We start from the raw sequence: 14,680 nt of genomic DNA, 5'->3' as shown, positions 1-14,680 counted from the left end.
AATTGACGGAGACCCACCATGAACGACATCCTGTTGCTGGTGCAGAAATGCGCCTACACCTTCAGCTTCTACGACCTCGACACGAAAACCGCGCTCAAGCACGTCGTGCTGCCGAACTTTCCGCACGAGTTCACCGTCGACGTGAACGAGCGCTTCGCGTACGTCGGCATCTTCGGGATCGAGACCGCGTGGTCGCGCGGCCATGAAGGCGATCACCGGATCGCGGAGATCGATCTCGTCGAACGCACGCACACGCGCATGCTCGACCTGTGGCCGTACTACCGGCCGCACGGGATGGCGAGCGACCGCGACGGCCGGCTGTACGCGATGAGCGAGGCGCACGACATGCTGCTCGTGTTCGACGAGCCGACCAAGCAGCCCGTGCCGAACATGGCCGTGCCGTCCGGCGGCGTGAAGACGCACCTCGTTACGCTCACGCGCGATGCGAGCCGCGCGTACGGCGTGCACCTGCTGTCGAATACGGTCACGCAATTCCATCCGCGCGACGCGACGGTCGCGCCGCGCGCGGTGATGCCCGGCCCGCGTCCCGAAGGCAACGCGCTGTCGAGCGACGAACGCACGCTGTTCGTCGCGAATCGCGGCGACGACACGCTGGTCGAAATCGACACCGACACGATGACCTGCGGCCGCCGTGTGAAGACGCGCAGCGATCCGAACCGCATCTACCGCACGAGCGCGCCCGACGGACGCGACCTGCTGCTGCTGACCAATTCGGGCGAGCGGTCGATCTCCGTGTTCGATGCGCGGCAGCTCGAGGAGATCGAACGCATCGCGCTGCCGGCGAACCCGACCGCGCTGTCGTTCCATCCGTCGCGGCGCGTCGCGTACGTGTCGTTCCAGGACGACTACGTGCGCGAGCTCGATCTCGATACGTGGCGTTTCGTCGGTGCATTGGCGACGCTGCGCGAGCCCGATGCGTCGTACGTGCTCACCGGGGCGCGCTGACATGCACGACACGTCGCCGCTCGACGGCATGCCGGATGCGCTCGTCGATGCGCATCACCACCTGTGGCGGCTCGATGCGGGCGCGCACTATCCGTGGCTACAGGAGGGCTACGATCCGGCGCGCTTCATGTTCGGTGATTACACGGCGCTGTGCCGCGATTTCGGGGTGAGCGAACTCCGGCACGCGGCGCGGGGCGCACCGATCGTCGCGAGCGTGCACGTCGAGGCCGAACGTGCGCGTGATGAGGCGCTGGCGGAAACGCGCTGGCTGCATGAAGTCGCGGAATCGCATGGGCTGCCGTCGGCGGTCGTTGCGTGGGTCGACCTGCTCGCCGACGATGCGGATGAGCGGCTCGCCGAGCAGGCCGCATGGCCGCGCGTGCGCGGCGTGCGCTTCAAGCCTCGTACGGCGGCCGCGCCGGATGCGTCGGTCGACGGGCCGGGCACGCTGCGCGATCCGCGCTGGCTGGCCGCACTGGAACGCCTCGCCGCGCATGGGCTCTGCTGGGATCTGCGCGTGCCGTTCTGGCATCTCGAGGAAGCGGCTTCGATGCTCGCCGATGCACCGGATGTCGACGTCGTGCTCGAACATGCGGGGCTACCATGGGATCGCTCGGATGCAGGGCTCGCGCGCTGGCGGCACGGCATGGAGGCACTAGCCACGTTGCCGCGCGTGGCCGTGAAGATTTCCGAACTCGGCTTGCGCGATGCAGTGTGGAACGAAACCGACAACGCACGAATCATCCGCGACACGATCGCGATCTTCGGCACGCAGCGCTGCCTGTTCGCCAGCAACTTTCCGGTGGCCGGGCTGCGTGTGTCGTATCGGGCGCTGCTGCGCACGTTTGCTCGTGCGATGACGCATCTTGATGACACCGAGCGCCGCGCGGTCTGGCATGACAACGCAGTACGGGTGTACCGGATTGCGCTCGACACGCAGCACGGGCCGGCACGCGGATGAAGCCGCGCGCGATACATGCACCGGCTCAAGCGCGATAAATCGGTAGGCAGCAAGATTTAGCGTAGCGTAATCGTGTTTACGCCAGTGAAAAGGCCCGGTCAGTACATCGACCGGCCCTGCGATATACGATCACTGCCCCACGGCAGCCTCGATCGCGTCCGTGTCCCACTTCCCACGTCGCGTTGCCTCGGCCAGCATCCCCAAGGTCAGCGGCCGCCGTTCCGGGTGCCGGCGGCGCTTGACGAACAGCCCGATAATTGACGACAGCAGTTCCTGACCTTCGGGGCCAAAATAGCGCCGGTACGGGAATCCCTGGGCGTCGACGCCGAATGTCTCCGCCCACCTGTCGATGAACTCCACCCCATCGAGGCCCGTGACGCCGAGATCCTGCTCAAGCCGAGATTCCGGCTGCAGGTTCAGCTTGCCGCCGAGCAGTGGCCGACCGAGTTCTTCGCGTGTGAAGGCTTCCAGGCGTTCCCAGGTATCGTCTTTCATGGTTCAGAGCACCCGGTCCTCGGGCTTTACGACTCGGTTGTAGGTCGACACGGTGTTGCGCATGATCAGATAGGCGTCGCGAGCCAGGAACACTACCACCACATTTTGTGCATCGCACGACCAACCTTGAGCAAAAAGTATCGGTTGGCGTTTTCTTTTGATGTGGTGCCCGCATCGCCCCCGTCACACCATTGTTCCTGCCGTCATCGACGGCATTCGAACAAGCAGAATCAAGGAGACACGGGTGAACAAGATGCGAATCGTCGCAGCCGGCGTGCTGCTCGGCGCCTGTCTGCCGGGCGTCGCGGCCGCGCAGGTCTGCAAGGTGCCGACCCTTCGGGTGCTCGCGCAGAAGAGTCTCGGCCTGTCGGTGATGGAGAAGTCGCTGGCCGACTACGAGAAGAAGAGCGGCACCAAGGTCGAGATCAGCTATTTCGGCGAGAACGACCGCCGCGCGAAATCGCGGCTCGACGCGTCGACCGGCGCGGGTTCCTACCAGATCTACTACGTCGACGAGGCGAACGTCGCCGAATTCGCGTCGGCCAACTGGATCGTGCCGCTCCTCAAGTACTACCCGAAGGAATACGACTACGACGACTTCCTGCCCGGCCGCCGCGCGGTCGCGAGCTACAACGGCGTTGCGTACTTCGCGCCGCTGATCGGCGGCGGCGACTTCCTGTTCTACCGCCGCGACCTGCTCGACGCCGCGCACATTCCGGTGCCGAAGACGCTCGACCAGCTCGTCGCCGCGATCAAGAAGCTCAACGCGCCACCGAAACTGTACGGCTGGGTCGCGCGCGGCCAGCGCGGCTCGGGGATGAACGTGTGGCGCTGGTCGCCGTTCATGCTCGGGATGGGCGGCGCGTGGACCGACAAGGGCGGCCAGCCCGCGTTCAACTCGCCGGCCGCCGTGAAGGCCACGCAGCTCTACAGCGACCTGTTCAAGTACGCGCCGCCGGGCTCGGCGACCTACGACTGGAGCAACGCGCTCGAAGCGTTCCGCTCGGGCAAGGTCGCGTTCATGATCGAATCGACGCCGTTCGCCGACTGGATGGAGGATGCGAGCAAGTCGAGCGTGGCCGGCAAGGTCGGCTACACGCGGCCGCCCGCACCGCTGCCGTCGGCCGCGTACGGCCACGGCTTCGCGATCTCGGCGGTCGGCGCGAAGGACGACTGCACGCGGATGGCCGCCGGCCGCTTCGTCGCGTGGGCGACCAGCAAGGACCAGGAGCAGGCGCGGCTGCGCAACGGCGTGTTCAGCGACTACAACCGGTCGAGCACGATCGCGAGCCCGTACTTCAAGCAGCACGTCGCGCCGCAGATCCAGGCCGGGCTGAACGACACCAACCCGGTCACGCAGGTGACGATCTGGCGCACGCCGCAGTGGCCGGATATCGGCGACAACCTCGGCATCGCGCTCGAGCAGGTGTTCACCGGCACGCAGACGGACGTGCGCGGCACGCTCGACGACGCAGACCAGTACGCGAAGGAAGCGCTCGAACATGGCGCTCGCAAATGACGGCGCCAGCGGACGCGCGCTCGGCGTCCGTCCGGCCCCTGCCCCGCCTTCCGCACCGTCCGCCCGGCGCGGCCGCGCACGCCGCGACCGCACGAGCCTGCCGTGGGTGTTCCTCGCGCCGACGCTCGCGCTGCTCGCCGTCCTGAGCCTCGTCCCGACGGTCGCCGCGATCAACCTCGCGCTGCGCAACCGCGTGCTGCGCTATCCCGACAGCGAATACGTCGGCCTGCGCAACTTCATCCGGCTCGCGTCCGACCGGCGCTTCCTGAACGCGATCGAGGTGTCGGTGCTGTGGGAAGTCGTCACGGTGGCCGGCGCGGTGCTGGTCGGGATCGCGCTGGCCGTGTTCCTGTTCGAGCGCGTGCACGGCCGCTGGCGCCGCCTCGCGTCGCTGGTGCTGATCATGCCGGTGCTGCTGCCGCGCGTGTCGGCCGCGTTCATCTGGAAGTTCATGTACGCGCCGCTCACCGGCATCCTGAGCTGGCTGCTCGGCACGATCGGGATCGAGAACACCGCGTTCCTCGCCGATCCGCATCTCGCGCTGTACGCGGTCGCGCTGGTCGACGTGTGGCAGTGGGGGCTGTTCTTCGCGGTCGTGATCCTGAAGCTGCTGGAGACGCTGCCGCCCGAGCCGCTCGAAGCCGCGCGGCTCGACTACGCGACGACGTGGCAGGTGCACGCGTACATCACGTTGCCGATGCTGAAGGCACCGCTCGTGAGCCTCGTGTTCATCAAGATGGTCGAGTCGCTGCGCTCGTTCGACCTGATCTACGTGATGACCAAGGGCGGCCCCGGCATCGCGACCGAAACGCTCGACCTGTACGCGTACCAGCAGGGCATCGGCCTCGCCGGCAAGGTGTCCTATGCGTCGGGCATGGCCGTGCTGATGATGGTCGCGACCACGCTCGTCTTCACGCTCATCTGGAAGAGGGTCAACAAATGGGACGACTGATGGCCCGCCGCGGCACCGCCGTGACCGTTTCGACCGCAACGACTGTCGCGATCGCCGGCGCGATCCTGCTCGTCGCCGCGTTCCCGCTGTTCTGGGCCGTGCTCAATTCGCTCAAGCACCTGCTCGACATCGTCACGCCCGTGCCGCGCTTCATCTTCACGCCGACGCTCGCGAACTACGAGCAGGTGCTGTCGAGCCCCGAGGTGCTGATCGGCCTCGGCAACAGCATCGCGATCGTCGGCGCGGCCGTGCTGATCGGCGCGGTGCTCGGCGTGCCGGCCGCGTATGCGATCGCGCGCTACCCGATACGCGGCAAGCGCGACATCCAGTTCTTCCTGCTGTCGCTGCGCTTCCTGCCGCCGGTCGCGGTCGCGCTGCCGCTGATCGCGATCTGGGTCGATCTCGGGCTGTACGACACGAAGCTGTCGATGATCGTCACGTACCTGCTCGTCACGCTGTCGACCATCACGTGGCTGTCGATCCCCGTGTTCCGCCGGCTGCCGCGCGAGATCGAGGAAGCCGCCGCGCTCGACGGCTACGGCCCGTACGCGGTGTTCTGGCACATCGCGCTGCCGGTGTGCGCGAGCACGCTGCTCGGCGGCATCGTGTTCAGCTTCGTGCTGGTCTGGAACGAACTGATGATCGCGCTCGCGCTGACGTCGTCGCGCAGCGCGACGCTGCCGGTGGTTGCGTCCGCGTTCACGTCGCTCGGCCAGGAAGTGCCGTGGGGCGTGATCAACGCGTCGACGGTACTGCTCGCGCTGCCGCCGCTCGTGTTCGTCGGCATGCTGAGCCGCCTGCTCAATTCGATGGTCAAGGGAAAATAAGGAGGATGTGTTGAAAGCACTCGTACTCGAACGCACGCGCGAACTCGCGCTGCGCGACATCGACCTGCCGCAGGCGCTCGGCCCTGGCGACGTCCGGATCAAGGTGCATACGGTCGGCGTGTGCGGCAGCGACGTGCATTACTACGTTCACGGCGGCATCGGCCCGTTTCGCGTCGACGCGCCGATGGTGCTCGGCCACGAGGCGTCCGGCACCGTCGTCGAGACCGGCGCCGGCGTCACGCACCTGCGCGTCGGCGATCGCGTGTGCATGGAGCCCGGCGTGCCGCGCCTCGATTCGCCCGCGACGCTGCGCGGGCTCTACAACCTCGACCCCGACGTGCGCTTCTGGGCGACGCCACCCATCCACGGCTGCCTGACGCCGTACGTCGTTCATCCGGCCGCGTTCACGTACCGGCTGCCCGACACCGTGTCGTTCGCCGAAGGCGCGATCGTCGAGCCGCTGTCGATCGGCCTGCAGGCCGCGAAGAAGGCGGCGATGAAGCCGGGCGACCTCGCGGTCGTGATCGGCGCCGGCACGATCGGCGCGATGACGGCACTTGCCGCGCTTGCCGGCGGCGCCGCGCGCGTGATCCTCGCCGACGTCGTGCCCGACAAGCTCGCGCTGTTCGCCGACAACCGCGCCGTCACGACCGTCGACGTGCGCACGCAGTCACTCGCCGACGTGGTATCCGAAGCAACGGACGGCTGGGGCGCGGACGTCGTGTTCGAGGCCAGCGGCAGCGCGAACGCGTATGCGGGCCTCGTCGACCTGATGTGCCCGGGCGGCTGCGCGGTGCTGATCGGGATGCCGGTCGCCCCGGTGCCGCTCGACGTGGTCGCGCTGCAGGCGAAGGAAGGCCGCATCGAATCGGTGTTCCGCTACGCGAACATCTTTCCGCGCGCGCTCGCGCTGATCGCGTCCGGCGCGATCGACGTGAAGCCGTTCATCTCGCGCACGTTCCCGTTTTCCGAAGGCGTGCGCGCGTTCGAGGAAGCGGCGAGCGGCCACCCGCGCGACGTCAAGATTCAGATCGAAATGGATTAGGGCGTGTTCACGCTAATAACGGGCTTGCGAACGTGCCTTTCCGCCCGCAGTGCAAGGAGTAAGAAGCGCCGTTTGGCCGTGCCAAACAAGCGACGCACGACGCCGCAATGTGGGCGGAAAGGCACGTTCCCCTGTTTGAAAAATACATGCGCGGGGCTGGCCCCCAGAAGGGCCGATCGCCGCGTCATGCTCCTCGCGAATACGTCGAGTATTCGCTTCGTCGCAATCCTCGCGCTCGGCCCTTCTGGGGGCCAGCGCAAGCCCGTTATTAGCGTGAACACGCCCTAAACCATGGCCCAGATCACCTGCAAAGCTTTGTCGAAGCACTACGACGGCGGCCCCGCCGTGCTGCACCCGCTCGACCTCGAGATCGCCGACGGCGAATTCATCGTGCTGCTCGGCCCGTCCGGCTGCGGCAAGTCGACGATGCTGCGGATGATCGCGGGCCTCGAGGCGATCACCGGCGGCGAGCTCGTGATCGGCGACGCGGTCGTCAACGACCTGCCATCGCGCGAGCGCAATGTCGCGATGGTGTTCCAGAACTATGCGCTGTACCCGCACATGACGGTGTACGACAACATCGCGTTCGGCCTGCGGCGCCTGAAGGTGCCGGCCGACGAGATCGACCGCCGCGTGCGCGACGTCGCCCGCATTCTGAGCCTCGACGCACTGCTCGACCGCCGCCCGCGTGCGATGTCGGGCGGCCAGCAGCAGCGCGCGGCGATCGCGCGCGCGATGATCAAGACGCCGGCCGTGTTCCTGTTCGACGAGCCGTTGTCGAACCTCGACGCGAAGCTGCGCACGCAGTTGCGCGGCGACATCAAGCGGCTGCATCGGCGGCTGAAGACGACCACGCTGTACGTCACGCACGACCAGCTGGAGGCGATGACGCTGGCCGACCGCGTCGTGCTGATGCGCGGCGGCCACATCGAGCAGATCGGCACGCCGGCCGAGCTGTACGGGCAGCCGCATACGGTGTTCGCCGCCGGCTTCGTCGGCACCCCGGCGATGAACTTCGCGGCGGGCACGATCGAGCGCCGCGGCGCGAACGTGCTGCTCGACTGCAACGGCGCGCGCTGGCCGCTCGCGTCGCCGCGCTTCGCCGGGCTGCACGACGGCCAGCAGGTGAAGGCCGCGATCCGCCCGAACCACCTGCGGCTCGTCACCGAACCGGATCCGACCCCGGGCGCGCTCACGCTGACCGGCACGGTCGAGCTCGTCGAGCTGCTCGGCGCCGAGGCGCTCGTCACGCTGGACTGGCACGGCCAGCCGTGTGCGGCCCTCGTGCCGGCCCCGATGGCCCCGGCGCCGGGGGCCGTGGTAGCGTTCCGCTTCGACGAAGAAGCCCTGCATCTGTTCGACGCCGGCACCGAGCGCAACGTCACGCTGCCGGACGCGAACCCGATCGCGCACGCGGCACCGCCGGCGGCCGCATCGCGCACCACGCCGCCCGCCGCGACGGGCTGGTCGATGTCCCGTTCGTAGCACGCCGGCACGCCCCCGACGGAGCACACGATGAACCCGGATCTCGAGATCGTTCCCACCCACCGCGACGAATCGTTCCGCGCGTGGATCCACGACTATCCGCACTCGGTCGCGAAGTGGCACTTCCATCCCGAGTACGAGATTCATCTGATCCAGTCGTCGCACGGCAAGATGTTCGTCGGCGATCACATCGGCGATTTCGGCCCGGGCAACCTGATCGTCACCGGGCCGAACCTGCCGCACAACTGGGTCAGCGAACTCGCCGACGGCGAACGCGTGCCGTCGCGCGACGTCGTGCTGCAGTTCTCGCGCGACGCGATCGAGAAGATGGTCGGCGCGTTCAGCGAACTGCAGCCGGTGATCGAGCTGATCGACGATGCGGCGCGCGGCGTGCAGTTTCCCGACCGCATCGGCCGCGACGTCGCGCCGCTGATGCTCGAACTCGCGAACGCGCACGGCTGCCGGCGCGTCGAGATCCTGATGTCGCTGTTCGACCGGCTGTCGTCGTGCCGCGAGCGGCGCGTGCTCGCCGGCCCCGGCTACCGCAGCGACGCGCAGCACTACATGTCGTCGACCATCAACCAGGTGCTGTCGTACCTGCAGCAGAACCTGCCCGGCATGCTGCGCGAGACCGACGTGGCCGCGTTCGCCGGGATGAGCGTCAGCACCTTCACGCGGTTTTTCCGCCGCCATACCGGCTCGTCGTTCGTGCGCTACCTGAACCGGCTGCGCATCAACGAAGCGTGCGAGCTGCTGATGTTTTCCGACCTGACGGTGACCGACATCTGCTACCGGGTTGGCTTCAACAACCTGTCGAATTTCAACCGTCAGTTTCTCGCGATGAAGCAGGTGCCGCCGTCGAGGTTCCGCGCGCTGCACCGGCTCAACGAACCGCACGGCCGCGACGACGCGCCGCCCCCGCGACGCACGCCGCCGCGCGCCCCAGACAGGATGCTTCACACGTGACATTTCTCGGCATCGATCTCGGCACGTCCGAGGTCAAGGTACTCCTCACCGATTCCCGTTCGGTCCCGCTCGCGACCGGCTCGGCCGCGCTGTCGATCAGCCGCCCGCATCCGCACTGGTCGGAGCAAAGCCCGCAGGCATGGTGGCACGCGACGCTCGACGCGATCGCGGCAGTGCGCGCCGCACACCCGGCCGGCTTCGCCGCGCTGCGCGGCATCGCGCTCTCGGGGCAGATGCACGGCGCGACGCTGATCGATCGCGCAGGCCAGGTGCTGCGCCCCGCGATCCTGTGGAACGACACGCGCGCCGGCACCGAGTGCGTCGAGCTCGAGGCGCTGGTGCCCGAATCGCGCGCGATCACCGGCAACATGGCGATGCCCGGCTTCACCGCGCCGAAGCTGCTGTGGCTCGCGAAGTACGAGCCCGCCGTGTTCCGCGCGGTGCACAAGGTGCTGCTGCCGAAGGACTACCTGATCTGGCGCCTGTCCGGCGAATTCGTGTCCGACATGTCCGATGCGTCGGGCACGCTGTGGCTCGACTGCGCGCGCCGCGACTGGTCCGACCGGATGCTCGCCGCGACCGAGCTGACGCGCACGCAGATGCCGCGCCTCGTCGAAGGCAACGCACCGGCCGCACAGCTGCGCGACGCGCTGCGGCGCGAATGGGGCATCGCGGGGCCCGTGACGATCGCCGGCGGCGCCGGCGACAACGCGGCTTCGGCGATCGGCATGGGCGTCACGGGCGCCGGCAGCGGCTTCCTGTCGCTCGGCACGTCGGGCGTGCTGTTCGCCGGCAACGACCGCTTCGCGCCGAACCCGGATGCGGCCGTGCATGCGTTCTGCCACTGCGTCGAAGGGCGCTGGCACCAGATGAGCGTGATCCTGTCCGCCGCCGCGAGCCTAGACTGGCTCGCGCGCGCGCACGGCACGACTGCCGGCGAACTGGCCGCACGCGCCGAACGCGCGGAGCCGGCACGCGCGCCGCTGTTTCTGCCGTATCTCGGCGGCGAGCGCACGCCGCACAACGACGCGCACGCGCGCGGCGTGTTCTTCGGGCTGTCCAACGAGCACGATGCGGACGATCTCGCGTATGCGGTGATGGAAGGCGTCGCGTTCGCGATGGCCGACGGCTACGACGCGCTGCGCGCGGCCGGCACGACGCTCGACGCGGTGTCGTTCATCGGCGGCGGCTCGAAGAGCGCGTTCTGGGCGCGGCTGTGCGCGAATGCGACCGGGCTCGCGATGCGGCGTCATGCGGACGGCGCGGTCGGTGCGGCACTCGGCGCGGCGCGGCTTGCACGCCTCGCCGCAACGGACGACACGCTCGCGGAAGTCTGTGTCGCGCCGCCCGTCACGGAGACGGTCACGCCCGATGCCGCCATGGTCGATCTGCTGGCGGGGCGGCTGGCGCGGTATCGGCGGCTGTATCACGCGCTGCGCGACGAATTCGCGGCGGCCGACTGACTGACGCGCGGCGCGGCCGGCGTCTTCGTCGATTCACGTCAACACGCGAACGCGCTTGACCCGGCCCTTGGGATCGCCTTTATGCTGGGCGCAACGAATCGACGACCCGAAGGTGACCCATGAACGATGTCACGCGCGGCCTGAGCGCATCGGAAGCCGCGATGCGGCTCGGCGTATCGGTCAAGGCACTGCGGCTGTACGAGCGGCAAGGACTGGTCACGCCCGGGCGAACGCTGGCCGGATACCGCGCCTACGGCCCGGACGATCTGGCGCGTGCGGCCGAAGTCGCGGCGCTTCGCGCGCTCGGCTTGAGCCTGGCGCAGGTCGCGAACGTGCTGGGCGGCGACGCCCGCAGCCTGAGCGACGCCCTGGCGACGCATGAAGCGGCGCTCGGGCGCGACATTCAGGATCTGGTCGGCAAGGTCGACAAGGTTCGCGCGATCCGCGCCGATCTTGCCCGCGGCCGCATGCCCGACGACGGCGAACTGACGCGCCTGCTCGCTCCGGCGGCCGCGGGCGTTGCGTTCAACCTCCCTTGGCCGTGGGACGGTGAATGGTTCGAGTTTCGCGATATCCGTCCGCTGAACTACATCATCGGTTCGCTGGGTAGCGGCAAGACCCGTCTAGCGCATCGGCTGGCCGACGCATTGCCCGGCGCGGTGTTCATCGGGCTGGACCGGCTGGAAGACGGCGGCGCGGCGGCGTTCGCTGCATTGCGGGCCGATCCGGCGCTGAAGGCGCGCGTCGAACGCACGTCGGCATGGCTCGCCGACGAAGGCGCCACGCCGTCCCCGGCGCTGACCATCCTGCTCGCCGGACTCGAGGCAGACGGCGTGGGTGCTTTGGTCGTGGACATGATCGAACAGGATCTCGACCAGCCGACGCAGGCGGCGCTGATTGCGTGCCTTCGCCACCGCGCCGGAGCCGACGGCATGCGGCCGCTGTTCATGCTGACCCGCTCGTCGGCCGTGCTGGACCTGTCGGCCGTCGGCCCCGACGAAGCGATCATTCTGTGTCCCGCGAACCATAGCCCGCCGGCCCGCGTCGCGCCGTACCCCGGCGCACCGGGTTATGAAGCGGTAGCTACCTGTCTTGCGTCGCCTGCGACCCGAGCGCGGATCGCACGGCGACCGGAGGTGGGGTAGGGGCATCGCCTCGGGCTGGTAGGATGCGAAATTTGATCGAGATGCCTCGCAATGAACCGATGAAATTCGAAGCTGAGGGTAAGGCGGGGATCACCACTCCTAGTCCAGCCCAAATCACAAAGGGGATCCGGACTTTGAGAAGCTTCGGGAAGTCATCTTACGCGTCGTTGACCGATTCAGAAGGCAACTATGTTCAGGTGGCCGGCGGTGGCGTTAGTTGCCTGATCGAGCGTTTCGAAGTCAACGCGTCGCAACGATGGAGAGCATTTCACGATAGACCTTCCCCTGTGCGCCCAGATGGCACGCTCCTTGTCTTCCGAGCGGGAAGCATCCCGATGCGTGCAGATGAATGGTTCCTATCTGATCAGGTTCTGGAAGTCTTCCTAGCCTTTCTCAAAGGCACGCCGTTCCCGGAAAATGTTCAATGGAGGCCAGCCCCGGGCTTTTGACCTCTCAGGTTTGGTGAACATCACGTGTCCGATGCGCATAATCCGACCCGAGCAGACCTCAGATTTGTCGAAAGCAGCCGTTTATATATTTTTCCCGTGTCGTCAGGAAATCATCCATGCTCGCGAAAAGCATCGCATTTTTTATCGTGTGCACGTTGCCGTGCGCGTCGTTTTCCCAGACTGATTCGTCGCGATTGGTACGCCCTGCCAGCCAACGTGAAATAGAGGGTGACTGGCAACTGGCGCGTTTCCCCGATGCACTCCAGGCGAAAATTCTTCGGGCGAACCCATGGCCATCAGAGTGTCAGTGGTTCGCTTACCGGAAAGATGGCGTATTTAAGAGCTTGAGCCGACCAGCTGCGCCTTGTCCTCCACTAACGGCTACCGACATGGACGCCCCGCCGTTTGCCTCACCACCGAATCTGCCAGAAATTTCATGGAAGTACGAAACAGTCGAGGCGAGTGGAGAAGGCTATATCGTCATAAGTCGCTCAGATAAGAATGGTTATCACGAGATATGGCAAGCCGACATCGTTCAGAGCAGCTTCCAGAAAGGCGATATCGACTTTGTGCAAGGCGACCTAATTCTCTCCCTTGTTGACCCCAAATCAAACAAGGCTCTCTGGTATCGCCATCTTCAGCGTCTCGATTGACGCGATAGGCCACACGGTATTTGTTGGCCGATTGTCGACAACCAAAGTCCGAATGACGAACGACTGGCCCGGGCGGAGCCGCCCTCGGCGCTGCGAGCCAGGCCGGTTACGTCGACACGGTCGAAAGTCGAAAAATCGAGGTACCGGCCGTGCCCCCTAAGTGAACACGCGACCCATGAGGCGTGAATCCGAACGGCGACATCACGGGGTGCTATCGACCATGCGTAGAACGGTCGCAATACCTTAAATCCCACAATCGCAAAACCGTGGCGCCAGTCGCACGCACGCCGGCACCCTACCGGCGCGTAATCCACCACACCCGGTTCACCCGCAAACGAGCCGATACAGGCGCCGCACCAACGTCAACGCCTGCTGCGCCGACGTCAGGTTCGTGAAGCCGAGCAACATGCCGGCTGGCATCCGGCCGCCCGGGCTCCAGTCGTTCAGCGGCTGAATGGAAAAGCCCTGCAACTCAGCCATGCGTGCGACGGCGCGATCGTCGACCGCCGTGCGCCAGTAGGCCACCACATGCAGGCCGCCCGCACGAGTCGGAATGTCCAGCGTCTCGCCGAAGACCTTGCCCAACGCATCGACCAGCCAGGCGCGGCGAGTGGCATACAGCGCCCGCATTTTCTTCAAATGACGCGCGAAATGCCCTTGCTCCATGAAATCAGCGACGACCGATTGCATCAGCATCTGGCCGCTACCGCCGAGCCAGCCGGCGGTGTCGCGAAAGGCCGCGACCTGCTCTTCCGGAACGACGAGATAGCCCAGCCGCAAGCCCGGATACAGCACCTTGCTGAACGACCCGGTGTAAAGCACGCGCTGGTGGCGATCCAGGCTCTTGAGCGCGGGCAGCGGACGGCCGTGGTAACGAAACTCGCTGTCGTAATCGTCCTCGACGATCCAGGCCCGCTGCCGGCGAGCCCAGTCGAGCAAGGCCAGGCGCCTCGGCAGCGACAGCGCGACACCGAGCGGGCTTTGATGGGTCGGCGTCACCACGGCAAAACGTGCATCGGCCGCCCGGCGCTGCCCCGCTTCCACGCACAGGCCATCGTCGTCGACCGGCACGGACACGAGCCGCATCCCCGCGTGCTCGAGCACGCGGCGTGCGTGGATATACCCGGGATCCTCGAACCAGCCGGCGTCGCCGGGACGCAGCAAGGTCCGGCAGATCAGGTCCAGCGCGCCGCGATACCCCGCGGTGATGAAGATCTGCCCGGCCGAACAGTCGATGCCGCGCGACACGCCGAGATAGGCGGACAGCGCGCGCCTGAGCCCGTCGTGACCTTGCGGCGGCGCATAGTCCAGCGACGGGGTCGCCATCGCCCGCACATGACGCCCGGTGAGCCGTATCCACGGCATGCGCGGAAACGCATCGAGCGCGGGAATGCCCATCTGGAACGGCTTCGGCCCGATCGCCGTCGAATCGCCGCGCGGCGGTTCGTCCGGCCGGGGCGCCACGGCGCGCGGCTGCCGCCCGTCCGGCAACTGGGGTGACACGACGGTGCCGGCCGGCCCGTGTGCGACCAGGTACCCTTCGCCGATGAGGATCTGATAGGCCGCTTCGACGGTGCCCCGTGCCAGATTGAGTTCGCTGGCCAGGCTCCGTACCGACGGCACGCGCTTGCCCGGCGCCAGCTTGCCCGTCTCGATCGCCTCGCGGAAGCGCCGGACCAGTTGCCGATAGACCGGCATGTCGAGATGACGGTCCGGCATCAGATCGTCGAATTTCATGTCCCAGTCAAATAGTC

Annotated in this window: 14 protein-coding genes and 1 pseudogene; 12 read left to right on the top strand and 3 right to left on the bottom strand. The window is 67.1% G+C overall.

Annotated features, from left to right (window positions below; all coding sequences use genetic code 11):
• The first annotated feature begins 18 nt into the window (after positions 1 to 18).
• Both CFB41_RS17785 and CFB41_RS17780 read left to right on the top strand, forming a co-directional pair.
• The gene (locus CFB41_RS17785) at positions 19 to 966 is read left to right on the top strand and encodes a YncE family protein (protein ID WP_089457316.1); all 948 of its coding nucleotides are present in this window, start codon (positions 19 to 21) and stop codon (positions 964 to 966) included.
• A gap of 1 nt (position 967) precedes the next feature.
• On the top strand, positions 968 to 1,927 hold the full coding sequence (locus tag CFB41_RS17780; RefSeq protein WP_089457315.1) for an amidohydrolase: 960 nt from the start codon (positions 968 to 970) through the stop codon (positions 1,925 to 1,927).
• Positions 1,928 to 2,056: 129 nt separating this feature from the next.
• On the opposite strand, the gene CFB41_RS17775 is transcribed toward CFB41_RS17780, so the two are convergent.
• Together CFB41_RS17775 and CFB41_RS38960 are read right to left on the bottom strand one after the other, a co-directional pair.
• Positions 2,057 to 2,422: a DUF1493 family protein gene (locus CFB41_RS17775; RefSeq protein ID WP_089457314.1), complete on the bottom strand. Its 366-nt coding sequence runs from the start codon at positions 2,420 to 2,422 to the stop codon at positions 2,057 to 2,059.
• Positions 2,423 to 2,425: 3 nt separating this feature from the next.
• A pseudogene (locus tag CFB41_RS38960) lies at positions 2,426 to 2,515 on the bottom strand (STM2901 family protein); the annotation flags it as partial.
• Positions 2,516 to 2,675: 160 nt separating this feature from the next.
• Here CFB41_RS38960 and CFB41_RS17770 point away from each other — a divergent pair.
• The 10 genes from CFB41_RS17770 to CFB41_RS37565 all read left to right on the top strand — a co-directional run bounded on the left by CFB41_RS17770 (position 2,676) and on the right by CFB41_RS37565 (position 12,926).
• Positions 2,676 to 3,941 (top strand): sugar ABC transporter substrate-binding protein, encoded by a 1,266-nt coding sequence (locus CFB41_RS17770; protein WP_373558631.1) that lies wholly within the window; start codon positions 2,676 to 2,678, stop codon positions 3,939 to 3,941.
• On the top strand, positions 3,925 to 4,893 hold the full coding sequence (locus CFB41_RS17765; RefSeq protein WP_256941077.1) for a carbohydrate ABC transporter permease: 969 nt from the start codon (positions 3,925 to 3,927) through the stop codon (positions 4,891 to 4,893). The genes CFB41_RS17770 and CFB41_RS17765 overlap by 17 nt, the downstream gene beginning before the upstream one ends.
• Positions 4,881 to 5,720, top strand: coding sequence for a carbohydrate ABC transporter permease (locus CFB41_RS17760; RefSeq protein WP_089457312.1), 840 nt, complete (start codon positions 4,881 to 4,883; stop codon positions 5,718 to 5,720). The genes CFB41_RS17765 and CFB41_RS17760 overlap by 13 nt, the downstream gene beginning before the upstream one ends.
• A 10-nt stretch (positions 5,721 to 5,730) precedes the next feature.
• Entirely contained in the window at positions 5,731 to 6,765 is a 1,035-nt protein-coding gene (locus CFB41_RS17755; protein WP_089457311.1) for an NAD(P)-dependent alcohol dehydrogenase, read from the top strand.
• 291 nt (positions 6,766 to 7,056) lie between these two features.
• Positions 7,057 to 8,250, top strand: a complete 1,194-nt coding sequence (locus tag CFB41_RS17745; protein WP_089457309.1) for an ABC transporter ATP-binding protein — start codon at positions 7,057 to 7,059, stop codon at positions 8,248 to 8,250.
• Between the two features lie 30 nt (positions 8,251 to 8,280).
• A complete protein-coding gene (locus CFB41_RS17740; RefSeq protein WP_089457308.1) occupies positions 8,281 to 9,216 on the top strand; it encodes an AraC family transcriptional regulator in 936 nt (311 codons plus the stop codon).
• Positions 9,213 to 10,679 (top strand): xylulokinase, encoded by a 1,467-nt coding sequence (gene xylB / locus CFB41_RS17735; protein WP_089457307.1) that lies wholly within the window; start codon positions 9,213 to 9,215, stop codon positions 10,677 to 10,679. Before CFB41_RS17740 ends, xylB begins: the two co-directional genes overlap by 4 nt.
• Positions 10,680 to 10,798: 119 nt before the next feature.
• Positions 10,799 to 11,824, top strand: a complete 1,026-nt coding sequence (locus CFB41_RS17730; protein WP_089457306.1) for a MerR family transcriptional regulator — start codon at positions 10,799 to 10,801, stop codon at positions 11,822 to 11,824.
• Positions 11,825 to 11,883: 59 nt separating this feature from the next.
• Positions 11,884 to 12,273: a hypothetical protein gene (locus CFB41_RS17725; protein ID WP_089443648.1), complete on the top strand. Its 390-nt coding sequence runs from the start codon at positions 11,884 to 11,886 to the stop codon at positions 12,271 to 12,273.
• A 116-nt stretch (positions 12,274 to 12,389) separates the two neighbouring features.
• Positions 12,390 to 12,926: a hypothetical protein gene (locus CFB41_RS37565; protein ID WP_143329544.1), complete on the top strand. Its 537-nt coding sequence runs from the start codon at positions 12,390 to 12,392 to the stop codon at positions 12,924 to 12,926.
• A 324-nt stretch (positions 12,927 to 13,250) separates the two neighbouring features.
• Here the strand turns inward: CFB41_RS37565 and CFB41_RS17720 are convergent, their stop codons facing one another.
• A complete protein-coding gene (locus CFB41_RS17720) occupies positions 13,251 to 14,663 on the bottom strand; it encodes a PLP-dependent aminotransferase family protein (protein WP_089457305.1) in 1,413 nt (470 codons plus the stop codon).
• Positions 14,664 to 14,680 lie beyond the last annotated feature (17 nt).

It is taken from the genome of Burkholderia sp. AU33803 (assembly GCF_002223095.1).
Lineage (GTDB): Bacteria > Pseudomonadota > Gammaproteobacteria > Burkholderiales > Burkholderiaceae > Burkholderia.
The sequence above is the reverse complement of the archived record's forward strand: the minus strand, read 5'-3'. Positions and strand labels throughout refer to the sequence as shown.